Source organism: Flavobacterium ardleyense, assembly GCF_033547075.1.
GTDB lineage: Bacteria > Bacteroidota > Bacteroidia > Flavobacteriales > Flavobacteriaceae > Flavobacterium > Flavobacterium ardleyense_A.
The window spans coordinates 25,394-47,849 of sequence record NZ_CP137891.1 but is presented as its reverse complement, the minus strand read 5'-3'; the positions used below and the strand labels follow the sequence as shown (position 1 = coordinate 47,849).

Sequence of the window (22,456 nt, the reverse complement as noted above, 5' to 3'; positions counted from 1 at the left end):
TAGCGAAATAACTAGAAGTTGTTATAATAGCGATTGAGTAGTTATAAATATATATATTTTAACGATTATTTTAAAACCAAAAATTTTCGGTTTTCTAATTTATCTCTGCATCGTTTAAACACATCCGTAATTAAGTTTGAAGCTCATTAGCGCTAATCTCTGCTTTTTTATAATAAGTAGACTGCGATTTGTACATGTAAATTTATAAGTGATCACTGATTGCTGTATAGCTGTAAATTTGATAGTTTAAGACTAATCTTGTCAATTTGGCTAATTAAATTTTAGTGCTTCTCCAATTCAAATCAATTAGGTTTAACGACACTTCCGATACAATAACTGATTACCAGTTATAAAAAAAGCGACACCATAGTGCCGCTTTGAAATTTATATTTGTATAAGCTATTTTGTAACTGCTGCCTGATCTTCTTTGCGCATTTCTATATAGTCACCAAGCATTTTGCCGTATTTACTACTGCTAACTTTTGGTGTAAGGGACTTACTGATGGTATCAAGATATTTGACATTGGCATCACTAATTTCCGATAGCGCGATAAAAGGCGCAATCTCATATTCTTTATGATTGACCGCAAAATTAATTGCTGCTAAATATTTTCTCTTTAATACCAAGTTTCTTTTTTCGGTAATTTCAGCTGTATTTGTGCTTTTTCCAGCTTTAAAATTATCCATATCGAGTTGCAGCAAGTCATGTAGTTGATCATTAAATTTGCTGTTCATTTTTCTATAGTTTTCATACAGTTCGTGATTTTTAGAGCCAGTTACTTTTGCATTGGCATAAAAATGCTTTAAATCTGTTTGTACATCAATCTTTCCAGGCTCAGCAAATACTAGCAAACTATTATCAATGGTACTGGTAACCCCACGATCCAATACAATATAGAGCATCTCTGGCTCGGCAAGATCCAGTTGACTTTCAAATGACGAATTGCCATCAATCTTTATACTATCGAGAACCACTAAACTTGTGTCTTGATATTTCTGAATATAAACTGTACCAGTCTTTAGTCCTTTGATTGTACCAGTAAGCGTTAAATCTTTAGCTTGATCTTTATTTGAACAACTGGCCAAAACGAGCAATGTTGCGATGGCAAGACATACTTTTTTCATAGAAATTATTTTTGGCAAAATAAAACAAAAAATTTGAGTTTAATACGATTTTCTCGTGATATATGGTCTTCTTCCAATGAGATTAATGGCTTGATCATCTTCTGCCCAAAAAAATGATTTACTTACAAAGACTTAAAAAAAAACTCCTGCGAATGCAGGAGTTTAAATTTAATCAATTTTATTTTTCATATAATACTTACCGTCCAAATCTTCGTCAAAATCGTCTATTACCATCGGTTTAGGCTTGGGTTTGGTCGCGTTGGCTTTCGTTCGCCACAGTTCAAACTTCTCCTTCGGAAGACGTTTTTTCATGATTTCTAAAACCTCCTTCTCAGCAACACCAAATTCCTCCTTGATGGCCTCAAATGGCTTTCTTTCTTCAAGGGCCATTGTTATAAGACGTTCTGTTTGTTCGAAATTGAGTTCCAAACGGTTACTTTTTTTCATTAAATGCTAATTATTACTTTTTTAAAATTGGTTCGTTATTAGTAGTTCAATATTAGTAAAATTCTCGATCTTTTGAAACAAAAAGATTCCTTTTTTTGAAGGAAATGTTTGAATTACTTTAGACATTTTTACTTTACTGCAATGATAAGCATTGCAATACAAACTTTCTTGCTTTTCAACTATTAAATAAAGTTAGTGTAGTAATAAGCCCAAAGTATTAATATGAATTGAAAGGGAATTCTGAGCATAAGAAGCCATTTTGGCAATCCGAAAGAGGCTTTTTTATTTAATAACATATAGAAGTTTGCGGGGAAAATAGCTATCAGTAAAAGTATAATACCAATAGCAGCATAATGTGTCAGCATCGGAATGCACAATCCAATCGCTAATATAATTTCACTCGCACCACTTATCTTATTAAGTAAACTAGGATTTGAAAAGAATTTTGGAATGATTTTAATGTACATTTTTGGATTTCGGAAATGATTTAGTCCCGCCAAAAAATACATAGCTGCCATCAAGTATAAGTGCCACGGTAAAATAGTCATAGGAAAAGGTTTTTGGCGTAAAGCTAAGATATCAAAAAAGCAGTAAATTATTTGATATTATTTTTTTCTAAAATTAATTAAATCCATATTCATAATTACTATGGCAGCCAAAATCATAGTGATTCCTACCCATTGAAGTGCAATCACCGATTCATTCAAAATAAAATACGCCATCAGTACAGATACTGGCAATTCTAATGATGAGACAATGCTACCGAGTCCAATTCCAGTTTTTGGAAACCCTGCAGTAAGTAGTAAAGGAGGAATAATAGTTCCGAAAAGTGACAATATAATTCCCCACTTGACAAAAATTTCAAAATTGAATGGTCGGTCTTGGGTGATCAGGGCAAATATAGCCACCATCATCGCGCCGCCTATAAGCATATATAAACTTCTTTGTGCTGATGAAATATGCAGTGCGATACTATTGGCGGTATACATTGTCGCCGTAAATGAGACTGCAGCTAGTAATCCCGACCCTAAACCTAGGATGCTTAGATTTGAATCCGCATTAATTAGATTAGTAGCCAGAACTGTTCCGACTAGAACAATAATTACCGATACTATCTTTCGTTTTGAAGGCAATGTTTTAGTTAAAATCATTTCCAATAGCACGCCCATCCAGACGGTTTGCATCAATAAGACAATGCATATTGAAACTGGAATATCCAACTTAACCGCCATATAATAAAAGATTCCAGTAAAACCTGTGGATGTACCAGCAAGCAATAACTGTTTAATATCTTTTGAATTTGCTTTGATAACGGTGGTTTTCTTTTGCGTCTTCTGCCAAAAATTGATGAGAATTAAACCAAGCAGGCCTAAAGTAAATTGAGAAGTCAGCACTTCGGCGGTGGTGTAATTTTCCATATACGCCAGCTTAACAAATGTTGCTAGCATACCGTAGCTCGTTGCTCCCAAAGCAACTAGGAATACTCCCTTTAAAATATTATTTTTTGATATAGTCTCGCTCACTGCTATAGAAATTTGTTTGAAAATTTTGAATTTAGGGCAAAAAAAACACCTTGCTAAAAGGTGTTTTTTTTTAAGACAATAATTACGTCCTATCTGCATTTGTAACCGAAATGATACGCAAAGACCTAACTCCTGCCGGCATTTCCCAATCTACTTCGTCTCCTTCTTTAAATCCGATTAGTGCAATACTTAATGGTGCTAAAACAGAAACTTTTTGCACTTTAATATCAGACTGACTTGGAAGAACAATTTGAATTTTCATTTTGCGTTTTGCTACAATATCCTCAATTTCTACATGAGATTGTATGCGAACTATATTTGCGTCAATTTTGTCCTCTTTATTTACAATTGCACGGTCCAACTCTTTCGAAAGTTGTGCAACTTCTTTGACAGTTTTGGCGTCCGGTGGACTTTTTGTCAAATCTCTTAATATTGTATAGTCTGACAAGGTCAAGGTTGGAATCGGTTTGTCTTTCATAATAGTCATAATTAAATTATTCAATTCTGTTGATTTTATATTTTTTTTGAAAAAAGGATGTAATTTGAAACTAAGCAATAACGATTGCTTAAAGAAATTTGTAATAAAAAGTATTTTGTGATGGGCTTTCGCCAAATCCCGTTGAGAAGTAATCGTTAGGGAATTGAAATTTGCAATGCCTTTATTTCAGGGTATAGCAAAGCAGTCAATAATCGCGTGCTTGTTGCGATTACGATAGGCGGCTGCTTTTCATAGAAATTAAATGGCATAAGTTGAGCTTTTTGCTTAAACACAAATTTAAGATAAAGATTTCAAATTACATCAAAAAGAATTGAAATTATGAACAATTTAAGCAGCATTTGACATATTACGACATTGTCTTGCACATTCACTACAAGCTTCGGCACATTCTTGACAGTGTTTGTGATCGTGCTGTCCACATTCCGCCGCACAAGCTTCACAAAATTCAGCACAAAGCGCACAAGCTTCAGCTGCTTTTGGACTTCCCAAACTCATTAATTGCGCTGCTGCATAACACATTGCCGCACATTCCATATCTAACTGTATACATCGTGCCATCATTTTTACGTTTTCTTCTTGCAGACAAGAATTTGCACAATGATTGCAAAGTGCCGCACAGTTGAGACAAGCGTCGATACAAACTTTATAAGTGTGATAATTTTTCATGTTAGAATATTTTCAAAATTAATAACTGAAATTTACCATTTTACTTGTAAAAATTATTTATAAAATACAAAGTTCTAATTATACTATATCCACAAAAAAAAAAGCCCACAATCTATGATTGCAGGCATTTTAATCTAATTTAACTTAACCTTATTTTATAAGTTCAAAACTTCTTTTCACGAAAGCTGTAAGGTCTTCACCTTTCAGAAGGTTTTGAGAAAGTTTAGCAAGATCAAGTGCTTGTTTTACCAAATGCTCTTGCTGAGTCTTGTCTTCTGTATTTAAAATACCACTGGCCAATTCAGAATTTGTATTAATCACCAGATTATACATTTCGGGCATATTACCCATTCCAAACATTCCGCCGCCACCACTCTGACTCATTTCTTTCATTCTACGCATAAATTCTGGCTGCGTGATGATAAATGGCGAGGCGTTGCTGTCCAATGCTTCCAATTGCACGCTGTAAGTAGTCTTTGGAACCAAATGTTCTACCACTTCTTTTAATTTTGTTTGCTCGTCATCTGATAATTTTGAAAGAGTAGTATCATCTTTCTTAATTAAATTTTCGATGTGGTCTGAATCGACACGTACAAATGCAAGATTTTCATTATCCGATTCTAATTTTTGCATTAAATGCGAAATAATTGGCGAATCTAATAAAAGTACTTTATAACCTTTGTCTTGTGCAGCGGCAATATAACTGTGCTGCGCATCTTTATTACCAGCATAAAGGAGTGTCAGTTTTCCGTCTTTATCGGTGTGAGTATCTTTTAGATTTTCTTTAAGTTCGTCCAGCGTAAAATATTCTCCGTCAACTGTCGGATATAAAGTAAATGCTCCCGCTTTCTCATAAAATTTAGGCTCAGATAGCATTCCATACTCAAGAACAATTTTGATGTCGTTCCATTTTTTCTCAAAGTCTTCACGGTTTTCTGTGAATAATGACTTCAATTTATCCGCAACTTTACGAGTAATATAATTTGAAATTTTCTTTACTGCTCCGTCGGCTTGAAGGTATGAACGAGAAACATTTAATGGGATATCTGGAGAATCAATCACTCCTTTTAGCATCGTTAAAAACTCTGGAACAATCCCCTCAACATTATCAGTTACATAAACTTGATTTTGATACAATTGAATTTTATCTTTCTGAATTTGTAAATCAGCCCCTAGTTTAGGGAAGTACAAAATTCCAGTAAGATTAAAAGGATAATCTACATTTAAGTGAATGTGAAATAATGGATCTTCAAATTGCATTGGATACAATTCTCTATAGAAACTTTTATAGTCTTCGTCAGAAAGTTCTGTTGGTTGCTTTGTCCAAGCTGGTGAAGGATTGTTGATGATATTATCAACTTCTACAGTTTTAAATTCTTCATCTTTATCTTCAGCTGAAACTTCTTCGCCCTTTTTCTGTTCAATCTTCTCTGTGCGAGTTCCAAATTTAATTGGTACTGGCATAAATTTATTGTACTTATTAAGGAGTTCGCTAATTCTATTTTCTTCAAGGAATTCTAAAGAATCTTCTGCTATATGCAAAATAATTTCAGATCCTCTCGATGTTTTATCTGATGGTTCCAATGTAAATTCGGGACTACCGTCGCATGTCCAATGAGCAGCAGGCTCATCTTTGTAGGATTTTGTGATAATTTCAACTTTTTCTGCAACCATAAATGCAGAATAAAAACCTAAGCCAAAATGTCCGATTATACCTGAATCTTTGGCTGAATCCTTATATTTGTCAAGGAATTCTTCGGCTCCTGAGAATGCGACTTGGTTGATATATTTTTCAACTTCGTCAGCAGTCATCCCTAAACCTTGATCGATAATATGAAGTTTTTTTCCTTCTTTGTCAATTTTTACTTCAATAATGGGATTCCCATACTCTGTTTTAGCTTCACCAATACTAGTAAGGTGTTTAAGCTTTAATGTTGCATCAGTAGCATTGGAGACCAACTCTCTTAAAAAGATTTCGTGGTCGCTATATAAGAATTTCTTGATAAGGGGAAATATGTTTTCTACCGAAACATTAATTTTTCCAGTCGTCATAATTGATTAGTTTTAAAAGGTTCACAGCATTTCTTTCAAATTAAAGACCAATCTTTATTATTCTGACAAAATGACGTGTATAGTTAATTTTGTTTTAATTACGTTACCAATTTTAACATAATTGGCGCGGCATTTGTATATTTGCTTTTACTAATTCTAAAAAAACCAACAATGAAAAAATTAATTATGTTATGCGTATTTACAGTATTGCTGTATTCTTGCAAGTCACAATCTGTGACAAATAGTAAAGTAGACAACAAAGTGGAGAGAATGATGAAAGGAAACTGGACAATATCTTCAGTTGATTTCACAGGATCTGATGTAATGACTGTAAACTCTTTTGAAATAGCGGATTCAAAATGTTTCGAAGGAAGTACATGGAAATTTGTTTCTAATAATAATAAGGGAGAGATGATGCTTAATAATGTATCAGCTTCTTGTCCATCTTTTAGTTCTCCAATTGCATGGTTTGTAAATAAAGAAGGGCAATTTGTACTTAAAGTTCTAGATGCAGGAATGAAAGCTAAAAAAGTTCGTGACGGATATGTTCTTGATATGGGCGCAATGACTGAAACGTCATTCCAATTAATTGATAGAGTTATGATCGGTGGTAAATCTACACAAGTGGTTTATAACTTTCAGAAAAATTAAATATACCAAACAAAAATTAAATAACTAAAAAATTATTATTATGAAAAAAATGTCAGTTTATTCGCTTGCTATTATGTTCTTTTTCGGAATGCTATTAACAAGTTGTGAAGCAATAAAAAATACAAATCAAACTCAAAGAGGTGCAGCAGCTGGTGCAGCTGGTGGTGCAATACTTGGTGGAGTTTTGGGTAACAACGTAGGTAAAGGTGGAAAAGGTGCTCTAGGAGCAGTTCTTGGAGGAGTTATCGGCGGTGTTGCTGGTGGTGTTATTGGAAACAAAATGGACAAGCAAGCAAGAGAGATTGATAACGCAGTTCCTGGTGCAGAAGTTGAAAGACTTGGTGAAGGAATTAAATTGACGCTTAAAGAAAATGCTGTTCGTTTTGATACTAACAAATCATCTTTAACTCCAACTGCAAAAGCAAATCTTGATAAGTTAATTCCAGTTTTCAAAGAGTATGCAGATACTGATATCGTTATTTACGGATATACTGATAATACAGGTAAACCAGAGTATAACTTGAAACTTTCTGGCGAAAGAGCTTCAGCAGTGAGAACATATCTAGTTTCTAAAGGTATTTCTTCTTCTAGATTTACTACAGATGGAATGGGAATTGCTGATCCAATTGCATCAAATGATACAGAGGCAGGAAGAAGTGAAAACCGTCGCGTTGAATTTGCAATTACTGCAAACCAAAAAATGAAAGAAGACGCAGAAAAAGAAGCAAATAACTAATTCTGCTTTATTTCTTTACAATAATTTAAAAGCTGTTCCTTATTGGAGCAGCTTTTTTTTATTATACGCTGTTTTATTTTATCAAAAATATAGTAACTTGTACTTCGATACTAATATAATTTAGACACTTTATGTACAATTCAAAAATAGCGGGATTAGGGTTTTATGTTCCGGATAATATCGTCACGAACGATGATTTATCAAAAGTAATGGACACAAATGATGCGTGGATTCAAGAAAGGACAGGAATTAAAGAACGCAGATTTATAAAAAAGGGCGAAGATACTACCACAAGTATGGGCGTTAAAGCCGCTAAGATTGCAATGGACCGAGCGAAGATAGCCGCTGAGGATATTGATTTTGTAGTTTTTGCAACTCTAAGTCCAGATTATTATTTTCCTGGGCCAGGAGTTTTGGTTCAGAGAGATTTAGGATTACGCACTGTAGGAGCACTAGACGTGCGCAATCAATGCTCGGGTTTTATCTATGCAATTTCTGTAGCAGATCAGTATATAAAGACCGGAATGTATAAAAACATTTTGGTAATTGGATCTGAAGTTCATTCTTCCGGACTGGATATGACTTCGCGTGGTAGAGGTGTTTCGGTAATTTTTGGAGATGGAGCAGGGGCAGCCGTACTTTCTAGAGAAGAAGATTTAACAAAAGGAATCCTCTCTACACATTTGCATTCAGAAGGAGTGCATGCCGAAGAGTTAGTTTTAAAAGCGCCTGGGATGGGTGGTCGTTGGGTTTCAGATATCCTCAAAGACAATGATCCTAACGATGAATCCTATTTCCCATATATGAATGGACAGTTCGTTTTTAAAAATGCGGTAGTGCGATTTTCGGAAGTTATTATGGAAGGGTTGCATAAAAATAATCTAGAAATTTCCGATATCGACATGTTAATTCCACATCAAGCAAACCTTAGAATTTCGCAATTTATACAGCAGAAATTTAAGTTAAAAGATGATCAGGTTTTTAGCAATATTCAGAAATATGGTAATACCACGGCAGCATCTATTCCAATAGCATTGACTGAAGCTTGGCAAGCGGGACAAATTAAATCTGGTGATACTGTCGTTTTAGCAGCCTTTGGAAGTGGATTTACTTGGGGAAGTGTTATAATTAAGTGGTAATTTTAATTAAGTCTTTAATTAATATCACAGTCATCCACTAAATTGATCAAGAGTCGTAAAACCTTGCTTTTCATTTATTTGATAAATAAAATTTTAGCAAAACAGAGCATTAAGTGTATGAGATTAATAAACCTTTAGTAATACTAACGAGAAAGTGTACGTTAATACGTTTTCGGGAATTATTGCAAAAATAGATATCTAGAAAAATTACTTGTAAAGCTACAAAACAAAAAATCCCGATAAACTTAATTATCGGGATTTTTCTGTGTCTACCAAGAATGCACTAGAACATTCCCCCTTGATTTTCTTTTACATTATTCTCGCGACGTTTGCGCTCTAGCGACTTGTTTTTTCCAGATCCAAAACGGTAATTCATTCCAATATAAACAGTTCTACTTTCCCATTTAAATTGTCCCGACTGTGGATATGGATTATCAGATTCAAAAGCATATTTCATTGTGTCAAACATATCATTAAATCGGACGCTGATTGACGCTTTATTATCCAAAAATGAATAGCTCACTCCCGAATCTATCTTGTACATTTCCTTGCTATTAAATTGAATACCATCAACTGCACCTCTATAAAATCCAAATAATAAAAATCGCAGATTCTTTGAAGCTTTAAAGTTGCTATTCAACCTCGCATTAAAGGCACTCACATCCACATTTCTCTCTACAAATTCAAATTCTGAAGAATTAGGATTAAGTATCGAAACTAATCCTCTTTGTGAAATACTAGAGAAATCAATTGCTGGCTGAACGTCCCACCATTTAGTTATTTTATAATTTGCCGAAATTTCAAATCCGTAAGCAGTATTGTCTGCAAAATTATCGTAGGTCATGATTTGCATATCCACATTTTCTGGATCAGGATAGATGATTCTATTGATTTCATCGTTGATGTCACGAATAAAAACTCCTGCCGTGAGCGTTCCTTTTTTTAATGTACGAGTATAATTCACCTCAATCGAATTTGTAAACTGCGGATCCAACAATGGATTTCCTATACTGGTTACTTTTGGAGTGCTAAACTCTCTAATTGGTTTTGTCTGATTTATAGAAGGACGATCAACACGACGACTGTAGCTCAACTGAAATTGGTCTTTTTCAGATAATGCGTAGGTCATAGATGCCGATGGGTACAAAGTAATATAGTCATTTTTGTGCGCTGTTTCGCCATTAAGGGTCGATTCTACATCATACATTTCAACTCGAGCACCCAACTGATAACTAATTTTCTTGAAGCGCTGACCAAAAGTTGCATAAGCCGAATAGATGTTTAGGTCGTACAAATAATTTGCATCAGCAATTGAAGTAGTTGTAGATCTGTACTCATTATCGGTGCGCAAAACTCTAGCTTCAGCACCTAGTTCCAGCTTTGTTTTGTCGTTAAGAGGCCTTTGATAATCTAGATTTGCGGTAAAACTTTTGTTATCATCGGCTTTATCTTCAGTATAGCCACTATTGTCAATGGCTGGATTTGCGTATATAGTATTATAGAAAGAGTCGCTATCCGATGTTGATTTATTATAATTCATTTCAAAATCCAGAACCTCTCCTTCTCTTTTAGTAAGATGTTTAAATGCTAAATTATAGCTTGCATCCTGAGTTTCTGCTTTATAAATTGAGGTTTGATTCAAATTTTTAAGAGCATCAGGATAAGTTAAAGCAACATCAAAATTCCCGTCTCCAGTCCCGAAGTTTTGATTGGTATAAACCGAAATCGTATTTAGATCATTAATATAATAATCCATTCCAACTTTTACGAGCTGAGATTTATTGTCATTAATTATATCAAATAGTTGCAATGAATTCTCATCCAATCTATTTGTCCGACCTTCATTTAATCGTTTCCCGAAATTGCTGCCGAGTGTCGAAAAGAAATTAACCTTTCCCGTACGGTAATTCATATTAATCGAATTGCTAAATTTAGGCTCGTCAGCGAGCGTAATTCCAGCGTTTACCGACGCATTAAATCCGTTATTTGAGTTCTTGTGCAAAATTACATTGATAATTCCCGACATTCCCTCCGGATTGTATTTAGCACTTGGATTTGTAATAAGTTCGATACTTTTTATAGAAGTCGATGGAATTTGCTTTAGTAGTTGAGAAGTCTCAATTGTAGTAGGTCTTCCGTCCACCAATATTCGAACATTTTCATTACCACGAAGCGAAATTTTACCGTCTTGATCCACGTTTACAGACGGGATATTCGACATAATTTCAGAAGCCGTTGCCCCCGCAGTGGTTAAATCGCGACCTACATTTATAACTTTTCTATCAATTTTTTGTTCGGTAGTAGAATATTCTGCTACAACCGTTACGCCCTCAAGTTGTACCGAATCATCTTCCAGTTTGAAAGTCCCCAAAGACACATTTGCAGAAGTTGCTCCAATAGTCAAGGGGCGATTAATCGTTTTGTAGCCCATAAATTGCAATTCCAGTGTGTAGGTTCCAAAGGGGATATTCTTAATGTCAAAAAGTCCTTTTTCGTCAGTAATTCCACCTGTTACTACCTTTTCCAGAGCTTTCACCGTAACCGTAACGTACGGTACTGCAAGGTTCTGATTTTTGTCAACGACTTTTCCATTTGCCGATCCGTTTTGAGCCGAAGCAGAGAACATAATTCCAAGCAAAAACAGTAATGCTAGTTTAAAATTCATAATTTGTAAGATTTTATAATTTGCTGCATCGCGTTAATCCGATTGCAATTGCTTAATTAGACAATCAAAGCTGATAATTGTTACAATTTATTTTTAATTTATTTTCAGAATGTATTTTCCAAGTCTACTACAGTTGCAGATACTAGGAAAGATATTTTTTTTTTGGCAGCTATTCCTGCTATACTCTCCAATCCGGCCTGGGCATTTGCCGTAGCAGTCGTCGGGCAAGGAGCTTCCGTTGGTCGCTCTTTCCCGCCGCTGCTACCAAAAGGCAAATCCCCACGCCGGGATTTGCTTCGCCAGTTCGCTTCGCTCGGGTCCGTTCCTATCGGGGCTGAAACAATCGTCTAACAACAACATTAAGTTTTCAAATTTAACCACACGATTATAACAGCCGTAGAGCAATTGCATATTTTTTCGCTTGCACCGGTACCAAGACAGTTTGTAGTGCAAAATTATCTCCTATATATAAGGACTAGAATTACCATATTAAAATTTCACAGCCATATTCACTCCTCAGTCTCATCGAGACGACTGATCTCATAGCCCGGGGTTTCAACCTTGGGAATCGGAATGTCATTATTGTAGTCCATGATTTAAATCCCGGGAATCGGGATGGCAATATTGTATCATAGGGTTTCAACCGTGGGTATAGTGAAGATTTTATAAAACGGATTATTTGCCACGCCGCTAAATTCAAGATGATTTTTCTTTCCTATATATAAGGACTATAATTACTATTAAAATTCCATATCCATATCTATATTCATTCCTCAGTCCCAGAGGGACGGCTTTATTGTAGCCCAGGGTTTCAACCCTGGGTTGATAATAAATGAAAAGTTCAAGCAAGTCCCATCGGGACGAATTTATGATCCACAGGTTTTGTAGGATCGCGACAATTTATATGATTTTTGTTTCCTATATATAAGGACTAGAATTATCGCCTCTAAAATCCCACAACCACATTCACTCCTCAGTCCCAGAGGGACGGCATTATTGTAGCCCAGGGTTTCAACCCTGGGTTTAATAATAGATGAAAAGACATCCAAGTCCCATCGGGACGAATTTATGATCCACAAGTTTTGTAGGATCGCGACAATTTATATGATTTTTGTTTCCTATATATAAGAAGTAGAATTACCACCTTAAAATCTCACAGCCACATTCACTCCTCAGTCCCAGAGGGACGGCTTTATTGTAGCCCAGGGTTTCAACCCTGGGTTTAAAAAAAATTAAATGCCATCCAAGTCCCATCGGGACGATTTTATAAACCACAAGTTTTGCCACATCCCAACGATTCAGAAGATTTTCAAACCAATTCCCGAAGGTTTGTAAATTTCACCAGCCGTACTTTGTATGATTCCAAGTCTGAAAGTCCGCAAATTCGCTTCATTTAGCTCTTTTCGACTTTTCAATCTTTAAATTTTTAAATCTTTGAATCTTTAAATCAAGGTCTTACAAAATAATTGCATTTTATTACAAAATTCTGCTTGTTTATCTAGAAAGAAGTGGTAGTTTTGCACCCGCAATCAGCGGTAAGTTATTTGAAATATTAGAAGATTATCCTTTATATGACTAGAGAAATTTAGTAAAAATAAAGTTGTGAGATTCTAAATTTCGATTTACATTTGCCACCCCGAAAGGGCGCAAGTTCTTTGAGACATTTTGAGTGAGTTATGAGGTTTAAAAAGCGTTGAAAATTTATTTTCAAATTATTTTCACCAAACACTTGCGAGAGACGAAAAGAGGTTGTACTTTTGCACCCCGCTAAGCGCGCAAGCGACAAGCGGAAAAACAAGAAGACACGTTCATAGACATATTGAATTGACAGCAACATTTTGAGAAGCAATTTTCAGAGTGATTTAAGAGAGAGTAAGAAGAGAATACGTTAGAATATAAGAACGAGCTTTGAGTCTTTATTGTACAAGTTATTAAAATTATACGATGAAGAGTTTGATCCTGGCTCAGGATGAACGCTAGCGGCAGGCTTAACACATGCAAGTCGAGGGGTAGAAGAAGCTTGCTTTTTTGAGACCGGCGCACGGGTGCGTAACGCGTATGCAATCTACCTTTTACAAAGGGATAGCCCAGAGAAATTTGGATTAATACCTTATAGTATTAAGTTTTGGCATCAAGATTTAATTAAAGATTTATCGGTAAAAGATGAGCATGCGTCCCATTAGTTAGTTGGTAAGGTAACGGCTTACCAAGACTTCGATGGGTAGGGGTCCTGAGAGGGAGATCCCCCACACTGGTACTGAGACACGGACCAGACTCCTACGGGAGGCAGCAGTGAGGAATATTGGTCAATGGACGCAAGTCTGAACCAGCCATGCCGCGTGCAGGATGACGGTCCTATGGATTGTAAACTGCTTTTATACGGGAAGAAACCCTGGCTCGTGAGCCAGACTGACGGTACCGTAAGAATAAGGATCGGCTAACTCCGTGCCAGCAGCCGCGGTAATACGGAGGATCCAAGCGTTATCCGGAATCATTGGGTTTAAAGGGTCCGTAGGCGGCCCTGTAAGTCAGCGGTGAAATCTCCCGGCTCAACCGGGAAATGGCCGTTGATACTGCAGGGCTTGAATTAGTAGGAAGTAACTAGAATATGTAGTGTAGCGGTGAAATGCTTAGAGATTACATGGAATACCAATTGCGAAGGCAGGTTACTACTACTATATTGACGCTGAGGGACGAAAGCGTGGGTAGCGAACAGGATTAGATACCCTGGTAGTCCACGCCGTAAACGATGGATACTAGCTGTTGGGTTGCAAGACTCAGTGGCTAAGCGAAAGTGATAAGTATCCCACCTGGGGAGTACGAACGCAAGTTTGAAACTCAAAGGAATTGACGGGGGCCCGCACAAGCGGTGGAGCATGTGGTTTAATTCGATGATACGCGAGGAACCTTACCAAGGCTTAAATGTAGATTGACCGGTTTGGAAACAGACTTTTCGCAAGACAATTTACAAGGTGCTGCATGGTTGTCGTCAGCTCGTGCCGTGAGGTGTCAGGTTAAGTCCTATAACGAGCGCAACCCCTGTTGTTAGTTGCCAGCGAGTCATGTCGGGAACTCTAACAAGACTGCCAGTGCAAACTGTGAGGAAGGTGGGGATGACGTCAAATCATCACGGCCCTTACGCCTTGGGCTACACACGTGCTACAATGGCCGGTACAGAGAGCAGCCACTGGGCGACCAGGAGCGAATCTACAAAACCGGTCACAGTTCGGATCGGAGTCTGCAACTCGACTCCGTGAAGCTGGAATCGCTAGTAATCGGATATCAGCCATGATCCGGTGAATACGTTCCCGGGCCTTGTACACACCGCCCGTCAAGCCATGGAAGCTGGGGGTGCCTGAAGTCGGTGACCGCAAGGAGCTGCCTAGGGTAAAACTGGTAACTAGGGCTAAGTCGTAACAAGGTAGCCGTACCGGAAGGTGCGGCTGGAACACCTCCTTTCTAGAGAATACAAAAAGACACAAAGTCTTATATATCGAAGTGTTTAATCACTTACTCTCGCTGTTGGTTCATATTATTACATTTTTTAAGCAAAAATAAAACAGAGTCTCGTAGCTCAGCTGGTTAGAGTACAACACTGATAATGTTGGGGTCGGCAGTTCGAGTCTGCCCGGGACTACTTTTTCAAAAGCAAGCGCGATTGAAGATACTGTTACGCTTAAAGAAAAAAAAGGAAATTTTAGAGGTTAAGCTAACCGTTTTTAGAGACTGTTAACTGTAAACTGTTAACTAAAATACTAAAAAAGGGGAATTAGCTCAGCTGGCTAGAGCGCCTGCCTTGCACGCAGGAGGTCAACGGTTCGACTCCGTTATTCTCCACAAGATAGTATCAAGATGGTAGTATCAAGTATTAAGACGTAAGTCTTGCTACTTAATACAGACATCTTCATACGGATCAAAGTTCATTGACATATTGGGATAAGAAATACAAAATAAGTAGAAAGAAAAATATACTACAAGTTAATTGTAGTTATTTGTACACAAGATTTATCTTGATGTACATTATACAAGCAAAATAAGGGCGTATGGGGGATGCCTTGGCTCTCAGAGGCGATGAAAGGCGTGATAAGCTGCGAAAAGTTACGGGGACGAGCACACATCGATTGATCCGTAAATACCTGAATGGGGCAACCCGGCATGTTGAAGACATGTCACTCCGAATGGAGAGCAAACCCGCTGAACTGAAACATCTAAGTAGGCGGAGGAGAAGAAAACAAAAGTGATTCCGTAAGTAGTGGCGAGCGAACGCGGATTAGCCCAAACCAATGTTGTTACGGCAATATTGGGGTTGTAGGACCACGACATTTTATGCATGCAGAACCGGAAGTTACTGGAAAGTGACACCATAGAGGGTGATAGTCCCGTATGGGTAATAAATGTAATGAATAGTGGTATCCTGAGTAGGGCGGGGCACGTGAAACCCTGTCTGAATTTGGCGGGACCATCCGCTAAGGCTAAATACTCCTGAGAGACCGATAGTGAACCAGTACCGTGAGGGAAAGGTGAAAAGAACCGTGAATAACGGAGTGAAATAGATCCTGAAACCATACGCCTACAAGCGGTCGGAGCCCTTTCGTGGGGTGACGGCGTGCCTTTTGCATAATGAGCCTACGAGTTAACGTTGCTGGCAAGGATAAGTGGTTAAGCCACGGATCCGTAGCGAAAGCGAGTCTGAATAGGGCGCTTTAGTCAGTAGTGTTAGACGCGAAACCGTGTGATCTACCCATGGACAGGTTGAAGTTTAGGTAACACTAAATGGAGGACCGAACCCGTTGACGTTGAAAAGTCTTGGGATGATCTGTGGGTAGGGGTGAAAGGCCAATCAAACTCGGAAATAGCTCGTACTCCCCGAAATGCATTTAGGTGCAGCGTTAGTTATAAAGTTATATAGAGGTAGAGCTACTGATTGGATGCGGGGGCTTCACCGCCTACCAATTCCTGACAAACTCCGAATGCTATATAATGTTCACTAACAGTGAGGGCTTGGGTGCTAAGGTCCAAGTCCGAGAGGGAAAGAACCCAGACCATCAGCTAAGGTCCCCAAATATATACTAAGTTGAAAGAACGCGGTTTGTCTGCCCAGACAGCTAGGATGTTGGCTTGGAAGCAGCCATTCATTTAAAGAGTGCGTAACAGCTCACTAGTCGAGCGGACGAGCATGGATAATAATCGGGCATAAGTATATTACCGAAGCTATGGATTTAGAGTTTACTCTAAGTGGTAGGGGAGCATTCTAACAGGGTTGAAGGTGTGTCTTGAGACATGCTGGACCGGTTAGAAAAGAAAATGTAGGCATAAGTAACGATAAAGGGGGCGAGAAACCCCCTCACCGAAAGACTAAGGTTTCCACAGCTATGCTAATCAGCTGTGGGTTAGTCGGGACCTAAGGCGAACCCGAAAGGGACAGTCGATGGCCAACGGGTTAATATTCCCGTACTACTGATAACTGTGATGGGGTGACGGAGTGATGAAAGCGCCGCGAACTGACGGAATAGTTCGTTGAAGTACCTACCTATAAGCTGCGCAGGCAAATCCACGCGGCTTGGGGAAATACGATAGTACTCAGAGTCTTCGGACAACGAGATAGTGCGCCTAAGGGCTTCCAAGAAAAACCTCTAAACTTCAGGTTATTAGTACCCGTACCGTAAACCGACACAGGTAGTCGAGGAGAGAATCCTAAGGTGCTCGAGAGATTCATGGCTAAGGAATTAGGCAAAATAGACCTGTAACTTCGGGAGAAAGGTCGCCAGCAGCAATGCTGGCCGCAGTGAAGAGGTCCAGGCGACTGTTTATCAAAAACACAGGGCTCTGCAAAATCGTAAGATGAAGTATAGGGCCTGACACCTGCCCGGTGCTGGAAGGTTAAGAGGAGATGTCATGGGGTAACTCAGAAGCATTGAATTGAAGCCCCAGTAAACGGCGGCCGTAACTATAACGGTCCTAAGGTAGCGAAATTCCTTGTCGGGTAAGTTCCGACCTGCACGAATGGTGTAACGATCTGGACACTGTCTCAGCCATGAGCTCGGTGAAATTGTAGTAACGGTGAAGATGCCGTTTACCCGCAGTGGGACGAAAAGACCCTGTGCACCTTTACTATAGCTTAGTATTGGTCTTGGATAAGTGATGTGTAGGATAGGTGGGAGACTTCGATCCAGCGTCGCTAGGCGTTGGTTAGTCATTGTTGAAATACCACCCTTTGCTTATCTAGGATCTAACCCCGGAATCCGGGGGACATTGCTTGGTGGGTAGTTTGACTGGGGTGGTCGCCTCCAAAAGAGTAACGGAGGCTTCTAAAGGTTCCCTCAGTACGCTTGGTAACCGTGCGTAGAGTGCAATGGCATAAGGGAGCTTGACTGAGAGACATACAGGTCGATCAGGTACGAAAGTAGAGCATAGTGATCCGGTGGTTCCGCATGGAAGGGCCATCGCTCAAAGGATAAAAGGTACGCCGGGGATAACAGGCTGATCTCCCCCAAGAGCTCATATCGACGGGGGGGTTTGGCACCTCGATGTCGGCTCGTCACATCCTGGGGCTGGAGAAGGTCCCAAGGGTTGGGCTGTTCGCCCATTAAAGTGGCACGCGAGCTGGGTTCAGAACGTCGTGAGACAGTTCGGTCTCTATCTACTGCGGGCGCAAGAAATTTGAGTGGATCTGACTCTAGTACGAGAGGACCGAGTTGGACAAACCGCTGGTGTATCTGTTGTCCCGCCAGGGGCACCGCAGAGTAGCTACGTTTGGCAGGGATAAGCGCTGAAAGCATATAAGCGCGAAACCCACCACAAGATGAGATTTCTTTTAAGGGTCGTGGGAGATGACCACGTTGATAGGCTATAGATGTAAAGGCAGTAATGTCATAGTCGAGTAGTACTAATAACCCGTAAGCTTGTATACTCCTCCTTGCCGGTCTTCGGATAGGCAAGGGGCGACTTTCTTCTATAAAATAGTATATTTCTTTATCCCAGTGTGTTAATAATATTAGTTTACAGCTATCAGTCCACAGTTGACTGTTATATGTAAGCAAGTTGTCCAAAGCAACTAACGACTTAAGGTGGTTATTGCGGCGGGGCTCACCTCTTCCCATCCCGAACAGAGTAGTTAAGCCCGCCTGCGCAGATGGTACTGCAGTTATGTGGGAGAGTATGTCGTCGCCTTTCTTTTGAAAAACCCCGTTCTAACGAACGGGGTTTTTTGTTTTTAATCTATTTTTTATAAAAAATAGTGATGGTGGGTTGAGACAAGGCATGCCTTGTCTGTACCGTTGGGTCTATTTAAAAAGTTTCCCGTAGGATTGCACCTCCTTTTAGAAATCTTTAGTTTGGGAATTGTTATATCCGTCCATTTAGCTATGAAATAACTGTTTAGTTTTATCCTAGACGATTTGATTGTGGACCGTAGTTTAAACTGCGGGGTACTGAGATATGAGAAATAGAAGTCTCATCGGGACGACCATATAAAACGAAACATTTGGAATACGACGTTAATTAAAAATCGTATGGCATACAATCGACCTCGCAAGTAATTTTTGGAATAGAGTACTATTGTGACATTGAATATAAACCAATCAACTTTGTGGCAAGAGATTCACCTATATAACATCGTCCATACTAAGCTCTATGCTTATGGGAAATCTTAATTACCCATCATTGATGCAGCAAACTGTAGTAATACCATCTAAATGACAATCTGTTGTTATGAAAAAAATATTTTATTCTGCTGCAGTGGAAGTAAGCATAGTACTATCAACTATATTAATCTGCTTCAACGAAGTCATTTGCGAGAGGGATAGCAGTGGAAATCCTTTCTTGTAGCGTTGCGTAGCAAAAGCTACAAGAAAGATTGGGAACGAATAGCCCGACCTGAGCCAAATAAAAATTTCAATGTTACCGAGGATGTTCTGGCGAAAGGTCTCGCCCAAATGATTATGACAGTGAAATAAATCTGATACTGTACTAAAATGTAGAAAGTACAGAATATATAATTATAAATTACGAATCTAAACCTAGAGAATTATAATGGTTACTAAGATGTCTGAAATACCGTAAATCATCTATTTGAAGGCGCGATATTATGGCAGAGCGAGGTAAGGTTCGTAAGAGGAAGAGGAGTTGAAAGTGCTAAATTAATAGCATCACATGAATGACGGTAGTAAGTAATTCATCTTTGGTTTTGATAAACGGTATCAAACTGTCCTTATAAATATTTAAAAATACAGTACGGAATTCCTCTCACGTATTTGCTTTTAGAAAAAATGACTGTTTCTGATGTGCAGCTTATAGTAGCTGTTACAAATAATCAAAGATTATTAAAATAGTACAATGTATTATTCAGAACAAAGGCTTTTCTACAATAACCATATAACAACAAGTAAAGTCCGGCAAATTGCCAGACTTTTATGTATAATTTAAAAATTTCTTATTTAGAAATTTCTACTGTTCGTGTGTTTTTATAAGTGTAATAGGCGAAGGCTATTCCAACCAATGCTAACCAAATTAACTTCCCATTGATCGGCGCAACTGGATCTTCACCTTCTAAGCCACCACTTTGGTCGTCAGTACCGGGATTCTGTGCAAATGCAACAAAGTCTAAAAATAGAAAGGTAAAAAGTAAAAATGATTGTAGTATTGTTTTTTTCATGGTTTTTGAGGCGTTTCAATTAATGTAAAACAAAGGTATTCATTAAGTTAATATAATAAGGCTAGTTTTGAAGATTTTAGATTAAAAGTATTATTTTCTCGACAATCTACATTATAAATTGATTCAATTTTCATTTTTACAAATATACAAGTTTTTCAAATATGAACTAATTTTTAATACTATTTATCTATATAATTGAATATTCTATTCAATATATTTAAGTATCGTTATAGAAACGCGAGAAATTAGCTATTCTAAAAGATTTGGGAGGGTATGTTGGAAGTTTTTTAAGTCCTTGCAGTTTTTTACTACATATTGTTCATTGATGATCTTAAAGGTGTATACTGTCATCAACTATGTAGTCGATAAAGTCGTTGCCTCAATCTATATCTTCAAAAAAAAGCCTCCCTTTTTCTGCAAAGGAGGCTTGAGGCGTCAAATATTTGTTGTAAAATTTTATCAGAAATAATTAAATTTTAGCTTATGGATGAGTAGTTATGAGCTTTTTTATAATGGATGAAAAGTGTATAATATAAGGAGACCCAACAGCCGAGATGCACATTATTATGTTCTTGTTTATTTTATATTTAATTCCATATACGAACTAAAATTCCGAGGTAAAAAATAACTTCACATTTGGATATTTACTTTGGGTCATTTGGATTGTAAAGTCTGAGTCGGCAAGGAAAACCAATTGTCCGTATTTGTCCTTTGCAATATATTTTTGCTTAATTCGTAAAAACTCTTTGAATTCAGCGCTTTTTGGATCTTTTGGTTGCACCCAACAAGCTTTGTGAACCGGGAAATTCTCGTAGCTACACTTGGCACCATATTCATGTTCCAATCTATACTGAATTACCTCATACTGTAGTGCTCCAACGGTACCGATTATCTTACGATTGTTAAGTTCTAATGTAAATAATTGAGCAACTCCTTCGTCCATTAACTGATCGATCCCTTTTTCGAGCTGTTTAGACTTCATAGGATCGGCATTATTAATATACCTAAAATGCTCTGGTGAGAAACTTGGAATTCCCTTGAAGCTCATCTGTTCGCCTTCAGTTAGGGTATCGCCAATTTTAAAATTTCCGGTATCATGTAATCCTACAATATCACCAGGATAAGAAATATCAACTATTTCTTTTTTCTCGGCAAAAAATGCGTTTGGACTGGAGAATTTTAGATTCTTCTTTTGTCTAACGTGGTAATATGGTTTATTACGCTCAAAAGTTCCCGAAACAATTTTGATAAAAGCCAATCTATCTCTATGTTTAGGATCCATATTGGCGTGAATTTTGAAAACGAATCCCGTCATCTTCTCCTCGTAAGGATCTACTAATCTCGTTTCACTTTCTTTTGGTCTTGGCGAAGGTGCGATTGTAATAAAACAGTCTAACAACTCGCGAACTCCAAAATTGTTTAAAGCTGAACCAAAAAACACTGGTTGTAACTCTCCGTCAAGATATTCTTGTCGGTCAAAAACAGGATACACTTCATCGATTAATTCAAGTTCTTCTCTCAGTGTGTTTGCCGCTTTTTCGCCAACTAATTTGTCTAATTCTTCGCTTTGAATATCGTCAAGTGCAACGGTGCCTTCTATGTTTTTGCGACTGTCACCACTAAAGAGATTAACATTCTTTTCCCAAAGATTGTAGATACCCTTGAAGTCATAACCCATTCCGATTGGAAAACTTAAAGGCGTTACGCGAAGCCCCAATTTTTGCTCCACTTCATCCATCAAGTCAAAAGCATCTTTTCCTTCACGGTCAAGTTTATTGATAAAAACGATAATCGGAATTTTTCGCATTCGGCATACTTCGACTAATTTTTCTGTTTGCTCTTCAACACCTTTAGCAACATCAATAACCACGATTACACTGTCAACAGCGGTAAGTGTTCTAAATGTGTCTTCGGCAAAATCCTTGTGTCCCGGAGTGTCGAGGATATTTATTTTTTTGTCTTTATAAATAAACGCTAGTACAGAAGTTGCTACAGAAATTCCACGCTGACGTTCGATTTCCATAAAATCACTCGTAGCACCTTTCTTTATTTTATTATTTTTTACAGCCCCGGCCTCCTGAATCGCTCCTCCAAAAAGTAGTAACTTTTCTGTAAGTGTTGTCTTTCCCGCATCGGGGTGCGAAATAATTCCAAAAGTTCGGCGTCTATTGATTTCTTCTATAAAGCTCATAAGTGTTTTGTAAAATAGGCTGCAAAAATACTATTTATTATCAAACTTATGGAGGTGAAATTTTAATTGCTGCATAACTCGTAGTCGTATCGTATATATTAAGGTGAGA

13 protein-coding genes, 2 tRNA genes and 3 rRNA genes are annotated in these 22,456 nt (G+C 38.0%); 8 read left to right on the top strand and 10 right to left on the bottom strand.

The genetic code is table 11. From position 1 onward, the window contains the following. Positions 1 to 399: 399 nt before the first annotated feature. From SBO79_RS00185 to htpG, 7 genes are all read right to left on the bottom strand, one after another. Positions 400 to 1,125: a DUF4369 domain-containing protein gene (locus SBO79_RS00185; RefSeq protein WP_318641033.1), complete on the bottom strand. Its 726-nt coding sequence runs from the start codon at positions 1,123 to 1,125 to the stop codon at positions 400 to 402. A 168-nt stretch (positions 1,126 to 1,293) separates the two neighbouring features. Then, on the bottom strand, positions 1,294 to 1,572 hold the full coding sequence (locus tag SBO79_RS00180; RefSeq protein WP_318641032.1) for a TIGR03643 family protein: 279 nt from the start codon (positions 1,570 to 1,572) through the stop codon (positions 1,294 to 1,296). Between the two features lie 182 nt (positions 1,573 to 1,754). Beyond that, entirely contained in the window at positions 1,755 to 2,120 is a 366-nt protein-coding gene (locus tag SBO79_RS00175) for a DoxX family protein (RefSeq protein WP_318641031.1), read from the bottom strand. 57 nt (positions 2,121 to 2,177) lie between these two features. Then, the gene (locus tag SBO79_RS00170) at positions 2,178 to 3,083 is read right to left on the bottom strand and encodes a DMT family transporter (protein ID WP_318643371.1); all 906 of its coding nucleotides are present in this window, start codon (positions 3,081 to 3,083) and stop codon (positions 2,178 to 2,180) included. Between the two features lie 94 nt (positions 3,084 to 3,177). After that, a complete protein-coding gene (locus SBO79_RS00165) occupies positions 3,178 to 3,597 on the bottom strand; it encodes a GreA/GreB family elongation factor (protein ID WP_318641030.1) in 420 nt (139 codons plus the stop codon). A gap of 324 nt (positions 3,598 to 3,921) precedes the next feature. Beyond that, positions 3,922 to 4,260 carry a four-helix bundle copper-binding protein gene (locus tag SBO79_RS00160; RefSeq protein WP_318641029.1) on the bottom strand — a complete coding sequence of 113 codons (339 nt, stop codon included), beginning with the start codon at positions 4,258 to 4,260 and terminating at the stop codon, positions 3,922 to 3,924. A 150-nt stretch (positions 4,261 to 4,410) separates the two neighbouring features. Next, positions 4,411 to 6,312 (bottom strand): molecular chaperone HtpG, encoded by a 1,902-nt coding sequence (gene htpG / locus SBO79_RS00155; RefSeq protein WP_318641028.1) that lies wholly within the window; start codon positions 6,310 to 6,312, stop codon positions 4,411 to 4,413. A 171-nt stretch (positions 6,313 to 6,483) separates the two neighbouring features. Between htpG and SBO79_RS00150 the strand changes: the two genes are divergently transcribed. The 3 genes from SBO79_RS00150 to SBO79_RS00140 all read left to right on the top strand — a co-directional run bounded on the left by SBO79_RS00150 (position 6,484) and on the right by SBO79_RS00140 (position 8,838). Next, positions 6,484 to 6,963: a lipocalin family protein gene (locus SBO79_RS00150; RefSeq protein ID WP_318641027.1), complete on the top strand. Its 480-nt coding sequence runs from the start codon at positions 6,484 to 6,486 to the stop codon at positions 6,961 to 6,963. A gap of 40 nt (positions 6,964 to 7,003) precedes the next feature. Beyond that, a complete protein-coding gene (locus SBO79_RS00145; RefSeq protein WP_318641026.1) occupies positions 7,004 to 7,699 on the top strand; it encodes a YiaD family glycine zipper/OmpA-like lipoprotein in 696 nt (231 codons plus the stop codon). A gap of 131 nt (positions 7,700 to 7,830) precedes the next feature. Continuing rightward, the gene (locus SBO79_RS00140; protein ID WP_318641025.1) at positions 7,831 to 8,838 is read left to right on the top strand and encodes a 3-oxoacyl-ACP synthase III family protein; all 1,008 of its coding nucleotides are present in this window, start codon (positions 7,831 to 7,833) and stop codon (positions 8,836 to 8,838) included. A gap of 283 nt (positions 8,839 to 9,121) precedes the next feature. Here the strand turns inward: SBO79_RS00140 and SBO79_RS00135 are convergent, their stop codons facing one another. Then, positions 9,122 to 11,503 carry a TonB-dependent receptor gene (locus SBO79_RS00135; protein ID WP_318641024.1) on the bottom strand — a complete coding sequence of 794 codons (2,382 nt, stop codon included), beginning with the start codon at positions 11,501 to 11,503 and terminating at the stop codon, positions 9,122 to 9,124. A gap of 1,941 nt (positions 11,504 to 13,444) precedes the next feature. On the opposite strand from SBO79_RS00135, the gene SBO79_RS00130 reads away from it, so the two are divergent. The 5 genes from SBO79_RS00130 (at position 13,445) to rrf (ending at position 18,676) form a co-directional block, all read left to right on the top strand. Continuing rightward, positions 13,445 to 14,962: ribosomal RNA gene (locus SBO79_RS00130) — 16S ribosomal RNA — on the top strand. Positions 14,963 to 15,066: 104 nt separating this feature from the next. Beyond that, positions 15,067 to 15,140: transfer RNA gene (locus SBO79_RS00125), tRNA-Ile, on the top strand. Positions 15,141 to 15,266: 126 nt separating this feature from the next. Continuing rightward, positions 15,267 to 15,340 (top strand) — tRNA-Ala (locus tag SBO79_RS00120). 185 nt (positions 15,341 to 15,525) lie between these two features. After that, positions 15,526 to 18,413 (top strand): 23S ribosomal RNA (locus tag SBO79_RS00115). 153 nt (positions 18,414 to 18,566) lie between these two features. After that, positions 18,567 to 18,676 (top strand): 5S ribosomal RNA (gene rrf / locus SBO79_RS00110). Together the 16S, 23S and 5S rRNA genes with 2 tRNA genes alongside form the textbook arrangement of a ribosomal RNA operon. 1,258 nt (positions 18,677 to 19,934) lie before the next feature. Here the strand turns inward: rrf and SBO79_RS00105 are convergent. Together SBO79_RS00105 and SBO79_RS00100 are read right to left on the bottom strand one after the other, a co-directional pair. Next, positions 19,935 to 20,156 carry an Fjoh_0651 family PID-CTERM protein gene (locus SBO79_RS00105; protein ID WP_318641023.1) on the bottom strand — a complete coding sequence of 74 codons (222 nt, stop codon included), beginning with the start codon at positions 20,154 to 20,156 and terminating at the stop codon, positions 19,935 to 19,937. Between the two features lie 604 nt (positions 20,157 to 20,760). Continuing rightward, on the bottom strand, positions 20,761 to 22,347 hold the full coding sequence (locus SBO79_RS00100) for a peptide chain release factor 3 (RefSeq protein WP_318641022.1): 1,587 nt from the start codon (positions 22,345 to 22,347) through the stop codon (positions 20,761 to 20,763). Positions 22,348 to 22,456: the final 109 nt, after the last annotated feature.